The following is a 16,504-nucleotide window of genomic DNA, read 5'->3' as shown; positions in this document are numbered from 1 at the left end:
GAAGGACTAGAATTTCATGAGCGACACAGGTCGGCCAACCCTCAGCGGCGTCCTAGATGAGATGGAACATCTTTCCGGCGGCGCGGATCGGCAAATCACCGTGGAAGAGATCATCGATTGTCTGGGCAAACATTCCTTTGCCTCGACTATTCTTGCCTTCAGCCTGATCTCAACCTCGCCCGCCAGCGGCATTCCGGGGATCACGGCTTTCATCGGTTTGGTGGTGCTGTTTCTGGTGGTGCAGATGATCTTTGGCCGCGACAGCCTCTGGCTGCCCGGTTTCGTCATGCGACGTGACATCGCGGCGAAGAAACTCCGCGAGGGGGTGCGGTGGCTGCGCCGCCCGGTGGATTTCGTGGACCGCTATCTGCACGAGCGCTCGACCTTCATCCTGCACCGCCCGTGGATTTACCTGCCCCTGTTCATGGTGATGGCCCTGTCGATGTTTATGCCCTTCATGGAGGTCGTGCCCACCTCCGGCTCCATCGCGTCGGCGATGATCGCCGTCTTCGCGGCGGGCTATCTGATGCGCGACGGGCGGGTGGTGATCCTGTCGATGATCCTGATGTCGCTGCTGCCTGTGGGGGTCGCGTGGTTCTTTCTTGGGCGCTGAGAAAATAATTCCGGCCCTCTGCTATGCTGCACCTGCAAAAGATTTGACCAAAGCTGCTCAAGCTGGGAACCTTTACCGACCTAAACCATTAAACCGTTAGTGGTGGTCGGCGTTCCGCCTAATCAGGCTCGGCGACCGAAAATGATTGTTCCCGAGGCATAAAATGGCTGGCAGATTAATTGTAATCTCAAATCGCATCCCATCGGAGGCCGCCCCTTCCGGTGGGCTGGTCTATGCGCTGCATGAAACCCTGCGCAAGATCGGCGGCATCTGGATCGGGTCGCACCCCGAAACCACGGAAACCCCCGCCAACAGTCTCAGCGAATATGGCGATCAGGGCAATTACACCCGGCTGAGCTTTAGCCTAACCCCCGAAGATTACAAGAATTTCTACCTCGGCTTCTCGAACTCGGTGCTTTGGCCCGTCTGTCACCGCCGTGGCGATCTGGTCAAGCTGGACCGCGGGTTCGAGCGGGGCTATTGCGCCGTCAACGCGCGCCTTGCCCGGCAGGTGATGGAGGTGGCCGAGCCCGACGATATGATCTGGGTTCACGACTATCATTTCTTCCCCCTCGCCACAGAGCTGCGCAAGCTGGGCTTTAGCGGCAAGATCGGGTTTTTCCTGCACATTCCTTTCCCAGCCTTGGGCGATATGGGCGCCCTCCCGCGGGAGGCCAATCTGGCGCATTGGCTGGCGGATTATGACCTCGTCGGTCTGCAAACCCGCGCCGATGTGGCCCGCTGTCTTGAGATGTTCCGCGCCGAGACCGATTCCGAATTTCTTATGGATGGCACGATCAAATGCGGCTCTCGCGCGGTGGCGCTACGGTCTTTCCCCATCGGGATCGACGTGGAAACCTTTGTGCAGGCCGCGCAGGGCGGCAGCGCGCAGGACCGTCTGGCCGACGATATGGCAGGCGACATCGTGATCGGCGTCGACCGGCTGGATTACTCCAAAGGTCTGCCCAACCGCTTCCGCGCCTTTGGCCGCTATCTTGAAACCCGGGATGAGCGGGAACGCCGGGTGAGCATGGTCCAAATCGCCCCGCCCAGCCGAGAGGAAGTCGCCGCCTATCGCGAGTTGCGCTACGAGTTGGAAGAGCTTGTCGGCCGCGTGAACGGGGAGCATGGAGAGATCGACTGGACCCCGCTGCGCTATATCCACCGCAACCTTGATCGCAACCTTTTGGCTCGCCTTTATCGCCGGGCGCGGGTCGGGATCGTGACGCCCTTCGCCGATGGGATGAACCTTGTGGCCAAGGAATATGTCGCGGCGCAAAACCCCGAAGACCCCGGCGTGCTGATCCTGTCGCATATGGCCGGCGCCGCCGAAGACCTGACGGATGCGATTCAGGTCAACCCCTATGACATCGAAGACATGAGCGAAGCGCTCAAGACCGCGCTCGCTCTGCCGCTGGAAGAGCGCAAGCGCCGCCATGCAAGCTGCATGGCGCAGGTGCGGGCCACGGATGTGAACCTCTGGAGCCAGCATTTTGTCGACGCTTTGAAAGCCTGCAAGCCGACGCTCGTGGTCAAGCCCCGCGCGCGGGAATGGACAGACGCCTAGCGGCGGGGGTCACTCTTCCGGCGCATAGACCACTGCGGTCTCCCAACCGTTGCATTTCTCGGCAAGGCCCGCAGGCAGCGCCAGATCGGTAAAGAACATATTCACCTCCCGCGCCGAGGCGATGCGCGCGGGGGCAGAGCGTTTGAATTTGGAATGATCGGTCACCAAAAAAGTCTTCCGTGACTGCGCTATGATACATTGGCTGACGCCGACCTCCTCGATGTCGAAGTCGAGCAGATCGCCATCCGCATCCATTGCCGAACAGCCGATCACCGCGATGTCGAATTTGAACTGGCGGATCGTCTCGATCGTTAGATTGCCGACCAGACCGCCGTCCATCCGGCGCAGCGCGCCGCCGGTCAGCACGATGCGGCATTCGGGATTGTCGACCAGAATATTCGCCACGTTCATGTTGTTCGTCACCACCATCAAATCCCGGTGGTGAAGCAGGGCGCGGGCCACGGCCTCGGTACTGGTCCCAATATTTAGAAAGACCGAACAGCCGTCGGGGATATGTTCGGCGCAGGCGCGGGCGATGCGATTCTTGGCCTCTTCATGCAGATTGCGCCGCTCGGCATAGCCGATGTTGCTGGCCCCCGAGGGCAGCACTGCGCCGCCATGAACCCGCTCAAGCTTACCGCTGTCGGCCAGTTCCGTAAGGTCACGGCGGATGGTCTGATGGGTCACGCCGAAATGTTCGGCCAGCCCATCGACGGTGACTTTGCCTTCGCGCCGGGCGATTTCAAGGATGTCGGGATGGCGGAATGTCTGTGAAATGGGCGTCGCTCCTGCCTGCTGTCGGCGCATTATCTCCAGTGTTTTGGCTAACGCAAGCAATCGCGCAGCAAGACACGTTTAACATGTTCGCTATGCTGGTGAAACGAACATAAACGAAAATAATTCTTGTGCAGATGAGAGTCGTTTCGTAACACTGCCCCAAATTGGACAGTCTGAGCTGGGGGAGGGCCGGATCGTGAACCAACAGCCCGATAGCCATATGGCCGCTGCCCCGGTCGATTTATTCGTCATCGGTGGTGGCATTAACGGCGCCGGGATCGCGCGCGACGCGGCAGGCCGGGGTCTGAGCGTGACCTTGGCCGAGATGAACGATCTGGCCTCGGCGACCTCTTCGGCCTCGACCAAGCTTTTCCACGGCGGGCTGCGTTACCTTGAGTATTTTGAGATCGGCCTCGTGCGCCATGCGCTGACCGAGCGCGAGGTGCTGCTGAAGGCGATGCCGCATATCTCTTGGCCGATGCGTTTCGTGCTGCCCTATCACCGCGACATGCGGTTCGAAGGCGACACGCCGACCTCTAAACTGCTGCGGTTGTTCATGCCGTGGATGCGGGGCCGCCGCCCGGCATGGCTGATCCGGCTGGGCCTGTTCCTCTATGACAACCTCGGCGGGCGTAAAATCTTGCCCGCCACACGTAGCCTTTCCTTGCGCGGCACGCCCGAAGGGGCGCCGCTGGAGGATCGGTTCGAGAAGGCTTTTGAATACTCCGATTGCTGGATCGAAGACTCGCGCCTTGTGGTGCTGAACGCCCGCGACGCCGAACTGCGCGGCGCGCGCATCATGACCCGGACCGAAGTCGTCTCTGCCGACCGCAGCGCCGATGGCTGGGCGGTCACGGTAGAGCATGGCGCGGATGGCCGGCGCGAGGTGATCCACGCCAAGATGCTGGTCAACGCGGGTGGCCCGTGGGTCGGCGACATCATCCATAACACCGCGCGGCTGAACTCCTCCGAAGGGGTGCGGCTGGTGCGCGGCAGCCATATCGTGACCAAGCGGCTCTACGATCACGACAAATGCTATTTCTTCCAAGGCACCGATGGGCGGATCATCTTCACGATCCCCTATGAGCAGGATTTCACCCTGATCGGCACCACCGACGCCGATCATCCTGATCCGTCCGTCACCCCGGAATGCACGCCCGAAGAGCAGGACTACCTGATCGACTTCGTGAACGGCTATCTCAAGCAGGACATCACCCGCAAAGATATCGTCTGGACCTATTCCGGCGTGCGCCCGCTTTATGACGACGGCGCCAGCAGCGCCACGGCGGCGACGCGGGACTATACGCTCAAGGTCGACAAGACCGGCGGCGCGCCGATCCTCAATGTCTTTGGCGGTAAGATCACGACCTACCGCAAACTGGCCGAAGACGCGCTGGAGTTGATCGCGCCGCATTTCGACGGGCTGTCGGGCCATTGGACCGCGGGCGTCGCCCTGCCCGGCGGCGATTTCCCGGTGGACGGCGTGGCGCAGTTGATCGCGCGACTGAAAGCGGATTATGACTTTCTGGATGAAAGCTGGGCAGCACGGCTGATCCGCGCCTATGGTACGGATGCTTGGGCGATGGCGGGCGAGGCCAAGACGCTGGCGGATATGGGCGAGCATTTCGGGGCTACCCTCACCGCGCGCGAGGCCGCTTGGCTGATGAACAAGGAATATGCCCTCAGCGCAGAGGACGTCGTCTGGCGCCGCAGCAAGCTGGGCCTGCGAATGGACGAGACGCAGATCGCGCGTCTTGATGAATGGATGCAGATGCGCGCGGCGAAACAAGCCGCCTCTGCGGCGGAATGAGGGGAGGTCGAACGTGAGTTTGATCCTGAAGAACGTGTCGAAGACGGTAGGCGGCCAAACGCATATCTACCCGACCGACCTGACCTTGGAAAAAGGCACGATGAACGTGCTTTTGGGGCCTACGTCCTCGGGCAAGACGTCGCTGATGCGGCTGATGGCGGGGCTCGATGTGCCGGGCACGGGGCAGGTGATCTGGAACGGCGAAGACGTGACCGGCATGCGGGTGCAGGACCGCAAGGTCGCCATGGTCTATCAGCAGTTCATCAACTACCCCTCGATGACGGTTTACGACAACATCGCCTCGCCGATGAAGCTGGTGGGCAAGTCGAAGGATGAGATCGATCGCGCCGTGCGCGAAACCGCTGAATTGATGCAGCTCACCCCGATGCTCGACCGTAAGCCGCTGGAGCTTTCGGGCGGCCAGCAGCAGCGCTGCGCCTTGGCGCGGGCGCTGGTCAAGAATGCCGGGCTGGTGCTCTTGGATGAGCCGCTGGCGAACCTCGACTACAAGCTGCGCGAAGAGCTTCGCGCCGAAATTCCGCGTATCTTTGAACGGGCCGGGTCGATCTTTGTCTATGCCACGACCGAGCCGGAAGAGGCGCTGCTTCTGGGCGGCAATACCGCGACGCTCTGGGAAGGCCGCGTTACGCAATTCGGCCCGACGCCGAGTGTCTACCGCCGGCCCGAGAATGCGACCACGGCGCGGGTGTTCTCTGACCCGCCGATGAACTTCCTCAGCATGACCAAATCGGGCGACACACTGCGTTTCGACGGCGGTGAGATGGCGGCACCCGCCACGATGGCGAGCTTGCGCGACGGCGAATATACCGCCGGTTTCCGCCCCAACCACCTCACGCTGAGCGCGCAGGCGCCCGAGGCCATCGGCTTTGACGCGGTGCTGAACGTGACCGAGATCACGGGGTCGGAGACCTTTATCCACCTCGATTACCACGGTGCGAAATGGGTCGGTCTGGTGCATGGCATCCAGCATTTGCAGCCCGGCCAGCCGCTGCCGGTCTATCTGGACCCGGCGCATATCTACCTGTTTGACGCGAACGGGGCGCTCGTCTCGGCCGCGCCCTATGCGGAGGCGGCATAATGGCCAAGATCACGCTTGATAACCTCGCCCATTCCTATCTGCCCCATCCCAGCGGTGAGGATGATTTCGCCCTCAAGGAATTGAACCACGATTGGATCGACGGCGAAGCCTATGCGCTTCTGGGCGCCTCGGGCTGTGGCAAATCTACGTTGCTCAACATCATCTCGGGGCTTTTGCAGCCGTCGCAGGGGCGCATCCTGTTCAACGACGTAGACGTCACCCATGCGCCGACAGCCGAGCGCAACATCGCGCAGGTCTTCCAGTTCCCGGTCGTTTACGACACGATGACCGTGCATGACAATCTGGCCTTCCCGCTGCGCAACCGCGGGGCGGATGCCTCTTATGTCGCGTCCCGCGTCCAGCAGATCGCCAAGATGATCGGCATGGAGGATGAGCTGAACCGCAAGGCGCGGGGCCTCACAGCAGATGCCAAGCAGAAGATTTCGCTGGGCCGTGGCATGGTGCGCGAGGACGTGAACGCGCTCTTGTTCGACGAGCCGCTCACGGTGATCGACCCCCATATGAAGTGGGAGTTGCGCACGCAGCTCAAATCGCTGCACCACGAATTCGGCCACACGATGATTTACGTGACCCACGACCAGACCGAGGCGCTGACCTTCGCCGACAAGGTGGTGGTCATGTATGATGGCCGCGTGGTGCAGATCGGCACACCGCAGGAGCTTTTCGAGCGGCCTGCCCATACTTTCGTGGGCTATTTCATTGGCTCGCCGGGGATGAACCTCTTTGACGCGCAGATCGCGGGCAATGCGGCGCAGGTCGCGGGCACGAGCGTCAATTTGAACAAGACCTACGCGCCCAAGGGCCAGAAAACGCAACTGGGCGTCCGGCCCGAATTCGTTCGGATCAATGGCGAAGGTCTGGGCCTTCCGGCCAAGGTGACCCGTGTCGAGGATGTGGGCCGGCACAAGATCATCCGCCTTGACGTGGCAGGCCAGCCGGTCAGCGCCATCGCCGAGGAAGGCGCAACAGTGCCGAGCGAAAACACCGCGATCAGTTTCGATCCGGCGGGCATCAACGTCTATGACGACGATTGGCGCATCAGCGCAGAGGGAGAGGCCGCATGAACAAGACCGTCAACCAAAAGGCATGGTTCCTTGTCCTGCCGGTGCTGATCCTCGTGGCCTTCTCTGCCGTGATCCCGCTGATGACCGTGGTGAACTACTCGGTGCAAGACACCTTTGGCCGCAACGAGTTCTTCTGGGCCGGGCTGGAGTGGTTTTCCGACATGCTCGACAGCGACCGGATGTGGGACGCGCTTGGCCGTCAGTTGATTTTCTCGGGCGTCATACTGGCAATCGAAATCCCGCTCGGCATCTTTGTCGCGCTCAACATGCCGAAAAACGGGTTCTGGGCCAGCTTCTGCCTTGTCCTCATGTCCCTGCCGCTGCTGATTCCGTGGAACGTGGTCGGCACCATCTGGCAGATCTTTGGCCGGGTCGACATTGGCCTTTTGGGCTATACGCTCGACAAGCTGGGCATCACCTATAACTACACTCAAGACATCACATCGGCTTGGATCACGGTTGTGGTCATGGATGTCTGGCACTGGACTTCGCTGGTAGCGCTTCTTGCATATGCCGGTCTGCAATCCATTCCGGATGCTTACTATCAGGCGGCGAAGATCGACCAAGCCAGCCGTTGGGCCGTGTTCCGCTACATCGAACTGCCGAAAATGGCGGGCGTGCTGATGATCGCCATTCTGCTGCGCTTCATGGACAGCTTCATGATCTATACAGAGCCGTTCGTCGTGACGGGTGGCGGGCCGGGCAATGCCACGACCTTCCTGTCGATCGACTTGGTGAAAATGGCCATCGGCCAGTTTGACCTTGGCCCCGCAGCGGCGTTCAGCCTGATGTATTTCCTCGTGATCCTGTTGATTTCATGGGTGTTCTATACCGTGATGGTCAACCTCGACAAAAGGGATGGTGTGTGATGACCGACACAACCGTGCAAGCCCCCGGCGCCGCGCCCATTCCGGGTGACGTGACCGCTGCCAAACGCACCCGGCGCAGCCGCTTCCGGCCCAAGGGCTCGGTGGTGGTGATGACGCTCTACCTGCTGTTCCTGATGCTGCCGATCTATTGGCTCATCAACATGAGCCTCAAGACCAACGCCGAAATCCTCGGGTCCTTCTCGCTCTATCCGCGGGACCTGACGCTGGCGAACTATGCCAAGATCCTCACCGATCCGAGCTGGTACATGGGCTATGTGAACAGTCTGATTTATGTGGTGATGAACACGGTGATCTCGCTCGCCGTAGCGCTGCCAGCGGCCTATGCTTTCTCGCGCTACACCTTTCTGGGCGACAAACACCTGTTCTTCTGGCTGCTGACAAACCGCATGTCGCCGCCCGCCGTTTTCGCGCTGCCGTTCTTCCAGCTCTACTCCTCGGTCAACCTCTTTGACACGCATATCGCCGTGGCGCTGGCACACTGCCTGTTCAACGTGCCGCTCGCGGTTTGGATCCTCGAAGGTTTCATGCGCGGCGTGCCGAAAGAGATCGACGAGACGGCGTACCTCGACGGCTATTCCTTCCCGCGTTTCTTCATCCGCATCTTCACCCCGCTGATTGCCAGCGGCATCGGGGTCGCGGCCTTCTTCTGCTTCATGTTCTCATGGGTGGAACTGCTGCTGTCGCGCACGCTGACCTCGGTCGATGCCAAACCCATCGCCGCTACCATGACCCGCACCGTCTCCGCTTCCGGCCTCGACTGGGGCGTCTTGGCCGCGGCGGGTGTGCTGACCATCGTGCCGGGTGCGCTCGTGATCTATTTCGTCCGCAACTACATCGCCAAGGGCTTTGCCCTCGGACGGGTATAAGAGAGGAGACCGCCCATGTCTTGGATGGCTTGGACCATGCCCACCGCGATCTTCTTCGGTGTCATCGCGCTGTTACTCGTGACCTTCACGATCCTCGCGATCAAATTCCCTGAGACGCCCCGTGTGGGCATCCTCAGGATTGAGACAACCCGTGGTGACCGTCTGTTCATCACGCTTCTCGGCTCGGCCTTTATCAATTTGATCTGGCTGGGTTTCGAGGCGGGTCCGCAGCCCTATGCGCTGCTGGTCTGCCTTGCCTATGCCGCGGCCGTATTTCGCTGGGTCTAGGCGCTATCACGGCGGACCCCGGGCAACCGGGGCCGCCATACGACACGACCAAATGTCTAGGGAGGACATAATGAAACGATCTGTCATGAAATCGAGTACCGCTTTGGCGGTCACGCTCGGTCTGCTCGCCGGGCCAGCATTCGCGGATATGGAAGCCGCGAAGAAGTTCCTCGACGAGGAAATCGAACGCTCCGCGCTGAGCCGCGAAGAGCAGGAAGCGGAGATGCAATTCTTCATCGACGCGGCCGAGCCGTTCAAAGGCATGGACATCAAGGTGGTCTCTGAAACCATCACCACGCACGAATACGAAGCCAACGTGCTGGCCCCGGCCTTCAGCGCGATCACCGGCATCAACGTCACCCACGACCTGATCGGCGAGGGCGACGTGGTCGAAAAGCTGCAAACGCAGATGCAGTCGGGCGAGAACATCTATGACGCCTATGTCAACGACTCGGACCTGATCGGCACCCACTGGCGCTACAAACAGGCGCGCAGCCTGACCGACTGGATGGAGAATGAAGGCAAGGACGTGACCAACCCCGGTCTTGATCTGGACGACTTCATCGGCCTTGATTTCACCACCACCCCGGATGGTGATCTGTACCAACTGCCCGACCAGCAATTTGCAAACCTTTACTGGTTCCGCCACGATTGGTTCACCGATCCTGAGCTGATGGCTGAATTCAAAGAAAAATACGGCTATGAGCTGGGCGTGCCGGTCAACTGGTCTGCCTATGAGGACATTGCTGAATTCTTCACTGGCCGCACGATTGATGGCGTCGAAGTCTATGGCAACATGGACTATGGCAAGAAAGACCCAAGCCTTGGCTGGCGCTACACCGACGCGTGGCTGTCCATGGCGGGTGGCGGCGATGTGGGTGAGCCCAATGGCCTGCCGGTCGATGAATGGGGCATCCGGGTGAACGAGAACTCCCAGCCTGTCGGGTCCTGCATGGCACGCGGCGGCGCCACCAACGATGCAGCGGCGGTCTATGCGATCACCAAAGCGATCGAATGGCTGGAGAAGTACACGCCCCCCGCAGCCGCGGGCATGACCTTTAGCGAAGCAGGCCCGGTGCCCGCGCAGGGGGCCATCGCGCAGCAGATGTTCTGGTACACCACATTCACCGCCGACATGGTGAACGACAGCGCCAAGGCCGTGCTGAACGAAGACGGCACGCCCAAGTGGCGCATGGCCCCCAGCCCGCATGGCGCCTACTGGAAAGAAGGCCAGAAGGTTGGTTATCAAGACGTGGGCAGCTGGACGCTGATGGAAAGCACCCCCGTCGACCGCGCCAAGGCCGCATGGCTTTACGCGCAGTTCGTGACCTCGAAAACCGTGGACGTGGAAAAGGCCCATGCCGGTCTGACCTTCATCCGCGAGTCCACCATCCAACACGAAAGCTTCACCGAACGTGCGCCGAAACTCGGCGGTCTGGTGGAATTCTACCGTTCGCCCGCGCGCACCGCATGGTCGCCCACCGGGACGAACGTGCCGGATTACCCCAAGCTGGCGCAGCTGTGGTGGCAGAACATCGGCGACGCGATGTCGGGTGCGAAAACACCTCAGGAAGCGCTCGACAGCCTCTGCGCCGAGCAGGAAAAGGTCATGGAACGTCTTGAGCGTGCAGGCGTCCAAGGTGATCTGGGTCCGAAAATGAACGAGGAGCGGGAAGCCTCCTACTGGCTTGAGCAGGAAGGTTCGCCCGTTGCCAAGCTCGACAACGAAGACCCCGAGCCCGAGACCATCAGCTACGAAGAGTTGATCAAGTCCTGGCAGTAAGCCAAACTTTCGGGGGCCGGGACGCAGCAGCGTTCCGGCCCCTTTTTCGTTTCATCCAACATCCGGGGGCCGCGCCATGACCCATATCCTCGCCATTGATCAGGGAACCACTTCCTCCCGGGCGATCATCTTTGACGGCAACATGTCGGTGACGGCCACGGCCCAGGAAGAATTTCCGCAGCATTTCCCCCGCTCCGGCTGGGTCGAACATGATCCGGGCGATCTGTGGTCGACGACCGCTGGCACCTGCCGCGCGGTGATCGAAAAGGCCGGTCTGCGCCCCGATGACATCGCCGCCATCGGCATCACCAACCAACGCGAGACGACGCTGGTCTGGGACGCAAAGTCCGGCAAGCCGGTCCATAACGCCATCGTCTGGCAAGACCGCCGTACCGCTGATTTCTGCCGCGCGCTGCGCGAAAGCGGCGACGACAGGATCATCACCGAACGCACTGGCTTGCTGGCCGATCCCTATTTCTCAGGCACCAAGCTGAAGTGGATCCTCGACAATGTCGAAGGCGCGCGCGAACGGGCGCGGGCGGGCGAGTTGCTTTTCGGTACCGTCGACAGCTATCTGATCTGGAAGCTCACCGGCGGCGCGCGCCATGTGACCGATGCCACCAATGCCGCCCGCACCATGCTCTATGACATCCACAAAGGCCGTTGGAGCACGACGATCTGCAAGATGTTCGACGTGCCGCTCGAAATGCTGCCCGAGGTGCAGGACTGCGCCGCCGATTTCGGCACCACGCGGCCCGACCTCTTTGGCCGCGAGATCCCGATCCTCGGCGTCGCGGGCGACCAGCAGGCGGCGACCATCGGGCAAGCCTGTTTCCAGCCCGGCATGATGAAATCGACCTATGGCACCGGCTGTTTCGCCCTCCTGAATACGGGCGAGACGGCGGTGACCTCGACCAACCGGTTGCTCACCACCATCGCCTACCAGCTTGATGGCAAACCGACCTATGCGCTCGAAGGCTCGATCTTCGTCGCCGGGGCCGTGGTGCAATGGCTGCGCGACGGGCTGAAAATGATCCGCGAGGCGGGCGAGACCCAAGCGCTGGCCGAGCAGGCCGATCCGCATCAGAACGTGGTGCTGGTGCCTGCTTTCGTGGGCCTCGGTGCGCCTTACTGGAACGCCGAATGCCGTGGTGCGATCTACGGGCTGACGCGCAACTCCGGCCCTGCGGAACTCGCGCGGGCGGCGCTGGAAAGCGTGGGCTACCAGACCCGTGACCTCTTGGAAGCCATGCAGGCCGATTGGGCCGCCCAAGGCCAACCGGGCGAGATTGCGACCCTGCGCGTCGACGGCGGGATGAGCGCCAGTGACTGGGCGATGCAGTTCCTCTCGGACGTGATCGGCGCCTCGGTGGACCGCCCCGATGTGCTGGAAACGACAGCGCTTGGGGCCGCGTGGCTCGCCGGGCAGCGGGCGGGCATCTACCCCGATATGGAGGGTTTCGCGCGAGAATGGGCGCTTGATCGGCGGTTTGAAACCCAGATGGACGAGGCCGCGCGCGAAGAGAAATACGGCGCTTGGCAGCGGGCTGTTCAGGCGACGTTGCAGTTCTGATGCAAGCGATCTCTCCTTTCGGTTTCGCCACCGCCGGACGCATCCGCTTTGGCCGCGGTGTGGCGGGTGAAACGGCCTCAGCCGCGCGGGGTTATGGGCGGCAGGCGCTTCTGCTGCGCGGCGGCTCGGTCGCTTGGGTCGATGAACTGGCGCGCGATTTGGCGGCGGCGGGCTGCGAGGTGACCCAGTTGCGCGGCAGCGGCGAGCCATCGGTCGACGACGTGCGCGCCGCCGTGGCAGCGGGGCGCGGCGCGGATGTCGTGCTGGGCGTGGGCGGTGGCGCAGTGATCGACCTTGCGAAAGCGGCAGCGGCGCTGATCCCGTCGGAGTGCGACGTGATGGAGCATCTCGAAGTCGTGGGCGCGGGCAAGCCCTTGCAGGCCGATCCCCTGCCGATGATCGCGATCCCCACCACCGCAGGCACCGGAGCCGAGGTCACAAAAAACGCCGTCATCGCCGTGCCGGAGGCCGCGCGAAAAGTCAGCCTGCGCGACGACCGCATGCTGCCGCGTCTGGCCTTGGTCGACCCGGCGCTGACCGATGGCGCGCCGCGCGGGGTGACTTTGGGCTCCGGCCTCGACGCGCTGGTGCAGGTGATCGAGCCCTATCTGTCCAGCAAGGCTAACCCGCTGACCGATGCGCTCTGCCGTGCCGCGATCCCACAGGGCATCGCTGCGCTTAAACGTCTGGCTGCGGGAGAGGATCAGGACGCGCGGGATGCGCTGGCCTATGTCAGCCTTTCGGGCGGTTTGGCACTGGCCAATGCGGGCCTCGGGGCCGTGCATGGGATGGCAGGTGTGATCGGTGGACGTTTCGGCGCGCCGCATGGGCTGATCTGCGGGCGGCTGTTGGGGCCGGTTCTGGCCGCGAACGCGGATGTGCTCGGGGTCTCGGCCCGCTTCACGGAAGTGCAGAGGTGGCTCTCCGACGGGTTCGGCCTGCCTGAGGAAGGCACGTTCGACGCGCTGACCGCCATGCTGGATGGTTGGGGGCTGGACCGGTTGAACCAATGGATCCCCGAAGATGCGGAACTGACTGAGACCGCCCGCGAGGCGGCGGCCTCTTCCTCCATGCGTGCGAACCCCTGCATGCTTGAGGCGGAAACCCTCGAAGCCTGCATCCGCGCGGCAATGTAGCGGGCAGGGGCCACGGCCCCGGCCCGGTAATTTTAGGCGGCGCGCGGCGGCGTATTGCCTTCGCCCAAGTCCCAGAACACGCCCGCCATCACCCGCAGCGCATCGCGGCAGACGGGTTTTAGCACATGTTCGTCCGGCGCGTGCTGCGAACAGCTGCGGTAGGAATGCGGCACCCAGACGGTGGGCAGACCCAAGATATCGCTGAAACTGTCATTTGGCAGCGAGCCTGCGAGGTTGGGCAGGATATGCGGCGCTTTCCCGGCGCTTTTCGTCAGAGAGTCAGCCACGAATTTGACCCAAGGGTGATCCGCATCCAGCCGCGTCGCGCGGAAAAAGCCACGGTCATGCGGTTCGATCCGGACATCCTCGAACCCCTGTTTATCAAGGTGCCGGCGCAGCGCTGGCAGGATGTCTTCGGGATCGGTGCCGACCACATAGCGCAATTGGCTAGTGGCCGTGGCATGGGCCGAAATCGCGTTGACCGGCGCTTCGGGGACGCCGCTTTTCATTGCGAGGATGGCAAAGCTGTTCCAGCCATAGGCGCGCTCGACCGGGGTCAGGTCTTCTTCGCCCCAATCGCTGTCGATGGCGGGGCCGTCATCGCTTTCGATCGGCAGGTCTTTCAACGCCGCGCGGACCGAGGGGGTCAGGCTGTCGGGCCGCCATTCGGGGATCTGGATTTGCCCGCGTTTGTCGGTGATGGTCGACAGGGCCTGCACCAAGATCATCGCAGGATCGGCCAGCAAGCCACCCCAGTTGCCCGAGTGATGCGCCCCTTCGCGTTTGTCGACGATCAGATCAAACGACACGCCCCCGCGCGAGCCCATGAACATGGTCGGCACTTCGGGTTGCAGCCGCGGCCCGTCCGAGGCGATGAGCACGTCGGCGGTCAGTTCCTCGCGGTGTTCGGCAAAGAACTCGGGCAGACCTGCGCTGCCGGTCTCCTCGCTCATCTCGATCACGATGCGGCAGTTGAAACCCAGCTTGCCACGGGTTTTCAGCACCGCTTCGATGGCGGCGATGTTGATCAGGTGCTGGCCCTTGTTGTCGGCGGTGCCGCGTCCATAAAGCTTGTCGCCTTCTTCGACTAGTTTGAAAGGATGCAGCCCCTCGCGCCACTGGTCGGTCTGGGCGCGGATCACGTCGCCGTGGCCATAGGTCAGCACGGTCGGCAGGTCGTCCCCCTCACGGCGCTCGCCCACCAGAAAGGGGCCGCCGCGCGGGTCGGGATTGTCGTGAAAGCGACAGGCAAAGCCCATCGCCGTCAGCCGCGGCTCCATCGTCTCGACCAGATAGCGTTTCAGTTCGGGGGCTTGGTCGGGGTTCTGGCTTTCGGTCTCGTAGGAGACGAGGTTGGCCAGTTCGGCTTGGAACGTCCCCTCATCGAAATAGGTCGAGATCGCTTCGATCGCTTGATCGCGGGTCATGCTTCAATGTCCTTTGTCATATCTTCGGAAATGGCGTCGCCCCAAGGCGACATGATCTCGGTGCAGCCGGAATTCTGCCCGCCCGCGCGCATTACGCCTGCGGGACAGGCGAAAGCGTAGGGAAAGATCGTGCGTTTGGTCTCGGCGACCTCATTGTTCTCGCGCAGCCGGTCGAGCACATCGCGCGGCAGGCTTTCATCGGCGATGAGCTGGTTGGCGTCCGAAGCGTCAATGCGCGGCGCGTGGAAGCTGTCTTCGAGCGACATGTCGAAATCGGTGACGAAGGAGGACAGTTGCGCCACCGCGCCCAAAATCTTGCGCCCGCCGGAGGCGCCGAAGGCGAAGCGTTTGTCGCCCTGTTCGCCGATCACCGGGCAGACGTTCATTAGGCAGCGCTTGTTCGGCCCCAGCGAGTTCGGGCGGCCCTGAACCGGGTCGAACCACATGATGCCGTTGTTCATCAAAAAGCCGGTGGAGGGCGAGACGACGCGCGAGCCGAAGATCGACAACAGCGTCTGGGTCTGCGCCACCATATTTCCGTGGCGGTCGACGACCGAGAAATGCGTGGTGCAGCCCGGCGCCTCGGGGCTTTCGCCGGTATCGCCCATGGAGCCGAGGCGGCGGGCATAGGCGCCTTTGAGCGCCTCGGCCATGGCGGCATAGCTGTCGGGGCCGGGGGCTTGGCCGAGGTCTTCGGTCGCGAGAGAGGCAAAGGTGTCGCGGAAGGTCGGCCCGGCGGTCAGCCCCGGCACCACGTGGAAGCGCGCATCGCGGTAGGCGAAGTCGAGCGGCGCGCTGAACTCGGCGCGGTAGGCTTGCAGGTCGTCGTGGCTGAGGCAGCCGCCTTTCTCCTGCACATCCCGCGCCATCGCGGCACCAAGGTCTCCATCATAGAGCGCGCGCGCCCCGTGCCGCGCGATCTGGTCAAGGCTGTCGGCCATGCGCGATTGGTCCAGCCGTTTCTCGGCCAGCGCGGTCCAGCCGCTGATCGTCGGCCATTGCCCGTCTTCCAGAAAGAGGTCCGCCGCATCCGCATCCTGCGCAAGGGCGCGCGTGCAAGAGGCGATGACCAACGCGGCATACCAATCCACCAACAGACCCTTGCGGGCATGTTCAACCGCCGGGGAAAGCAGCTCGCCCCAAGGCATCTTGCCGAAACGTTCATGCGCTTGGCCCAGCCCGTCGACCACGCCGGGCACGGCGATGGCAGTGGCGCCTTGGACATTGCGGTCCCCCTCCACATGCTCCCATGGGAAGAGATCGCCCGCCTTGCCCCGCCCGCTCAGCGGATAATTCGCCGGGTCGAGCGCGCCGGGGCTGCGCATGCCGTGGTTCAGTGCATGGGCTTGGCCTTCTTCGGCGCGCCAGAGCATCATCGCCCCGCCGCCCGCAGGGCCGCTCATCCAAGGTTCCAACACGCCGATGACGAAAGAGGTGGCCACAGCTGCATCCACCGCATCGCCCCCTGCCGCAAGCACCTCGGCCCCCGCGATTGCTGCCAACCGATGCTGCGCGGCGACAACGCCATGTTCGGTTTCGATGACGGTTTTGCGGGTTTGACTGCTGTGCGACAGGTTCGATGACATGGGA

General features: G+C 62.5%; 14 protein-coding genes. 11 read left to right on the top strand and 3 right to left on the bottom strand.

Features of this window, described 5'->3' with window-relative positions; all coding sequences use genetic code 11:
• Positions 1–16: 16 nt before the first annotated feature.
• Both ACGYLD_RS13275 and ACGYLD_RS13270 read left to right on the top strand, forming a co-directional pair.
• Positions 17–613 (top strand): exopolysaccharide biosynthesis protein, encoded by a 597-nt coding sequence (locus ACGYLD_RS13275; protein WP_271690239.1) that lies wholly within the window; start codon positions 17–19, stop codon positions 611–613.
• A gap of 163 nt (positions 614–776) precedes the next feature.
• Complete coding sequence (locus ACGYLD_RS13270; protein ID WP_271693888.1) at positions 777–2,180, top strand: trehalose-6-phosphate synthase; 1,404 nt, start codon at positions 777–779, stop codon at positions 2,178–2,180.
• Between the two features lie 9 nt (positions 2,181–2,189).
• On the opposite strand, the gene ACGYLD_RS13265 is transcribed toward ACGYLD_RS13270, so the two are convergent.
• Positions 2,190–2,957: a DeoR/GlpR family DNA-binding transcription regulator gene (locus tag ACGYLD_RS13265; RefSeq protein WP_271694052.1), complete on the bottom strand. Its 768-nt coding sequence runs from the start codon at positions 2,955–2,957 to the stop codon at positions 2,190–2,192.
• A gap of 220 nt (positions 2,958–3,177) precedes the next feature.
• Here ACGYLD_RS13265 and glpD point away from each other — a divergent pair, with 220 nt between their 5' ends.
• The 9 genes from glpD (at position 3,178) to ACGYLD_RS13220 (ending at position 13,487) form a co-directional block, all read left to right on the top strand.
• Positions 3,178–4,767 carry a glycerol-3-phosphate dehydrogenase gene (gene glpD / locus ACGYLD_RS13260; protein ID WP_271694051.1) on the top strand — a complete coding sequence of 530 codons (1,590 nt, stop codon included), beginning with the start codon at positions 3,178–3,180 and terminating at the stop codon, positions 4,765–4,767.
• A 13-nt stretch (positions 4,768–4,780) separates the two neighbouring features.
• A complete protein-coding gene (locus tag ACGYLD_RS13255) occupies positions 4,781–5,866 on the top strand; it encodes an ABC transporter ATP-binding protein (protein ID WP_067268463.1) in 1,086 nt (361 codons plus the stop codon).
• Positions 5,866–6,951 (top strand): ABC transporter ATP-binding protein, encoded by a 1,086-nt coding sequence (locus ACGYLD_RS13250; RefSeq protein ID WP_271693887.1) that lies wholly within the window; start codon positions 5,866–5,868, stop codon positions 6,949–6,951. The genes ACGYLD_RS13255 and ACGYLD_RS13250 overlap by 1 nt, the downstream gene beginning before the upstream one ends.
• On the top strand, positions 6,948–7,820 hold the full coding sequence (locus ACGYLD_RS13245) for a carbohydrate ABC transporter permease (RefSeq protein WP_067268460.1): 873 nt from the start codon (positions 6,948–6,950) through the stop codon (positions 7,818–7,820). Before ACGYLD_RS13250 ends, ACGYLD_RS13245 begins: the two co-directional genes overlap by 4 nt.
• Positions 7,820–8,707, top strand: a complete 888-nt coding sequence (locus ACGYLD_RS13240; protein WP_067268458.1) for a carbohydrate ABC transporter permease — start codon at positions 7,820–7,822, stop codon at positions 8,705–8,707. Before ACGYLD_RS13245 ends, ACGYLD_RS13240 begins: the two co-directional genes overlap by 1 nt.
• A 15-nt stretch (positions 8,708–8,722) precedes the next feature.
• Positions 8,723–8,995 (top strand): DUF2160 domain-containing protein, encoded by a 273-nt coding sequence (locus ACGYLD_RS13235; protein ID WP_067268456.1) that lies wholly within the window; start codon positions 8,723–8,725, stop codon positions 8,993–8,995.
• A gap of 85 nt (positions 8,996–9,080) precedes the next feature.
• A complete protein-coding gene (locus ACGYLD_RS13230) occupies positions 9,081–10,778 on the top strand; it encodes an ABC transporter substrate-binding protein (RefSeq protein ID WP_271693886.1) in 1,698 nt (565 codons plus the stop codon).
• Between the two features lie 76 nt (positions 10,779–10,854).
• Positions 10,855–12,351: a glycerol kinase GlpK gene (gene glpK / locus ACGYLD_RS13225; RefSeq protein WP_271693885.1), complete on the top strand. Its 1,497-nt coding sequence runs from the start codon at positions 10,855–10,857 to the stop codon at positions 12,349–12,351.
• 8 nt (positions 12,352–12,359) lie between these two features.
• Positions 12,360–13,487, top strand: a complete 1,128-nt coding sequence (locus ACGYLD_RS13220; protein WP_271694050.1) for an iron-containing alcohol dehydrogenase — start codon at positions 12,360–12,362, stop codon at positions 13,485–13,487.
• A gap of 32 nt (positions 13,488–13,519) precedes the next feature.
• Here ACGYLD_RS13220 and ACGYLD_RS13215 read toward each other — a convergent pair whose 3' ends face one another.
• Both ACGYLD_RS13215 and ACGYLD_RS13210 read right to left on the bottom strand, forming a co-directional pair.
• A complete protein-coding gene (locus tag ACGYLD_RS13215) occupies positions 13,520–14,914 on the bottom strand; it encodes a M20 family metallopeptidase (RefSeq protein ID WP_394402789.1) in 1,395 nt (464 codons plus the stop codon).
• Complete coding sequence (locus ACGYLD_RS13210; protein WP_276154044.1) at positions 14,911–16,500, bottom strand: gamma-glutamyltransferase; 1,590 nt, start codon at positions 16,498–16,500, stop codon at positions 14,911–14,913. The genes ACGYLD_RS13215 and ACGYLD_RS13210 overlap by 4 nt, the downstream gene beginning before the upstream one ends.
• Positions 16,501–16,504: the final 4 nt, after the last annotated feature.

The sequence above is a fragment of the Sulfitobacter sp. 1A12056 genome (assembly GCF_043558125.1).
Lineage (GTDB): Bacteria > Pseudomonadota > Alphaproteobacteria > Rhodobacterales > Rhodobacteraceae > Sulfitobacter > Sulfitobacter faviae.
The sequence above is the reverse complement of the archived record's forward strand: the minus strand, read 5'-3'. Positions and strand labels throughout refer to the sequence as shown.

What these genes read in the sequence shown, in the direction of transcription:
- ACGYLD_RS13210 (WP_276154044.1), bottom strand. Translation starts at nt 16,500, where the DNA reads ATGTCATCGAACCTGTCGCACAGCAGTCAAACCCGCAAAACCGTCATC.
- glpD (WP_271694051.1), top strand. Translation starts at nt 3,178, where the DNA reads ATGGCCGCTGCCCCGGTCGATTTATTCGTCATCGGTGGTGGCATTAAC.
- ACGYLD_RS13270 (WP_271693888.1), top strand. Translation starts at nt 777, where the DNA reads ATGGCTGGCAGATTAATTGTAATCTCAAATCGCATCCCATCGGAGGCC.
- glpK (WP_271693885.1), top strand. Translation starts at nt 10,855, where the DNA reads ATGACCCATATCCTCGCCATTGATCAGGGAACCACTTCCTCCCGGGCG.
- ACGYLD_RS13230 (WP_271693886.1), top strand. Translation starts at nt 9,081, where the DNA reads ATGAAATCGAGTACCGCTTTGGCGGTCACGCTCGGTCTGCTCGCCGGG.
- ACGYLD_RS13215 (WP_394402789.1), bottom strand. Translation starts at nt 14,914, where the DNA reads ATGACCCGCGATCAAGCGATCGAAGCGATCTCGACCTATTTCGATGAG.
- ACGYLD_RS13275 (WP_271690239.1), top strand. Translation starts at nt 17, where the DNA reads ATGAGCGACACAGGTCGGCCAACCCTCAGCGGCGTCCTAGATGAGATG.
- ACGYLD_RS13245 (WP_067268460.1), top strand. Translation starts at nt 6,948, where the DNA reads ATGAACAAGACCGTCAACCAAAAGGCATGGTTCCTTGTCCTGCCGGTG.
- ACGYLD_RS13250 (WP_271693887.1), top strand. Translation starts at nt 5,866, where the DNA reads ATGGCCAAGATCACGCTTGATAACCTCGCCCATTCCTATCTGCCCCAT.
- ACGYLD_RS13235 (WP_067268456.1), top strand. Translation starts at nt 8,723, where the DNA reads ATGTCTTGGATGGCTTGGACCATGCCCACCGCGATCTTCTTCGGTGTC.
- ACGYLD_RS13240 (WP_067268458.1), top strand. Translation starts at nt 7,820, where the DNA reads ATGACCGACACAACCGTGCAAGCCCCCGGCGCCGCGCCCATTCCGGGT.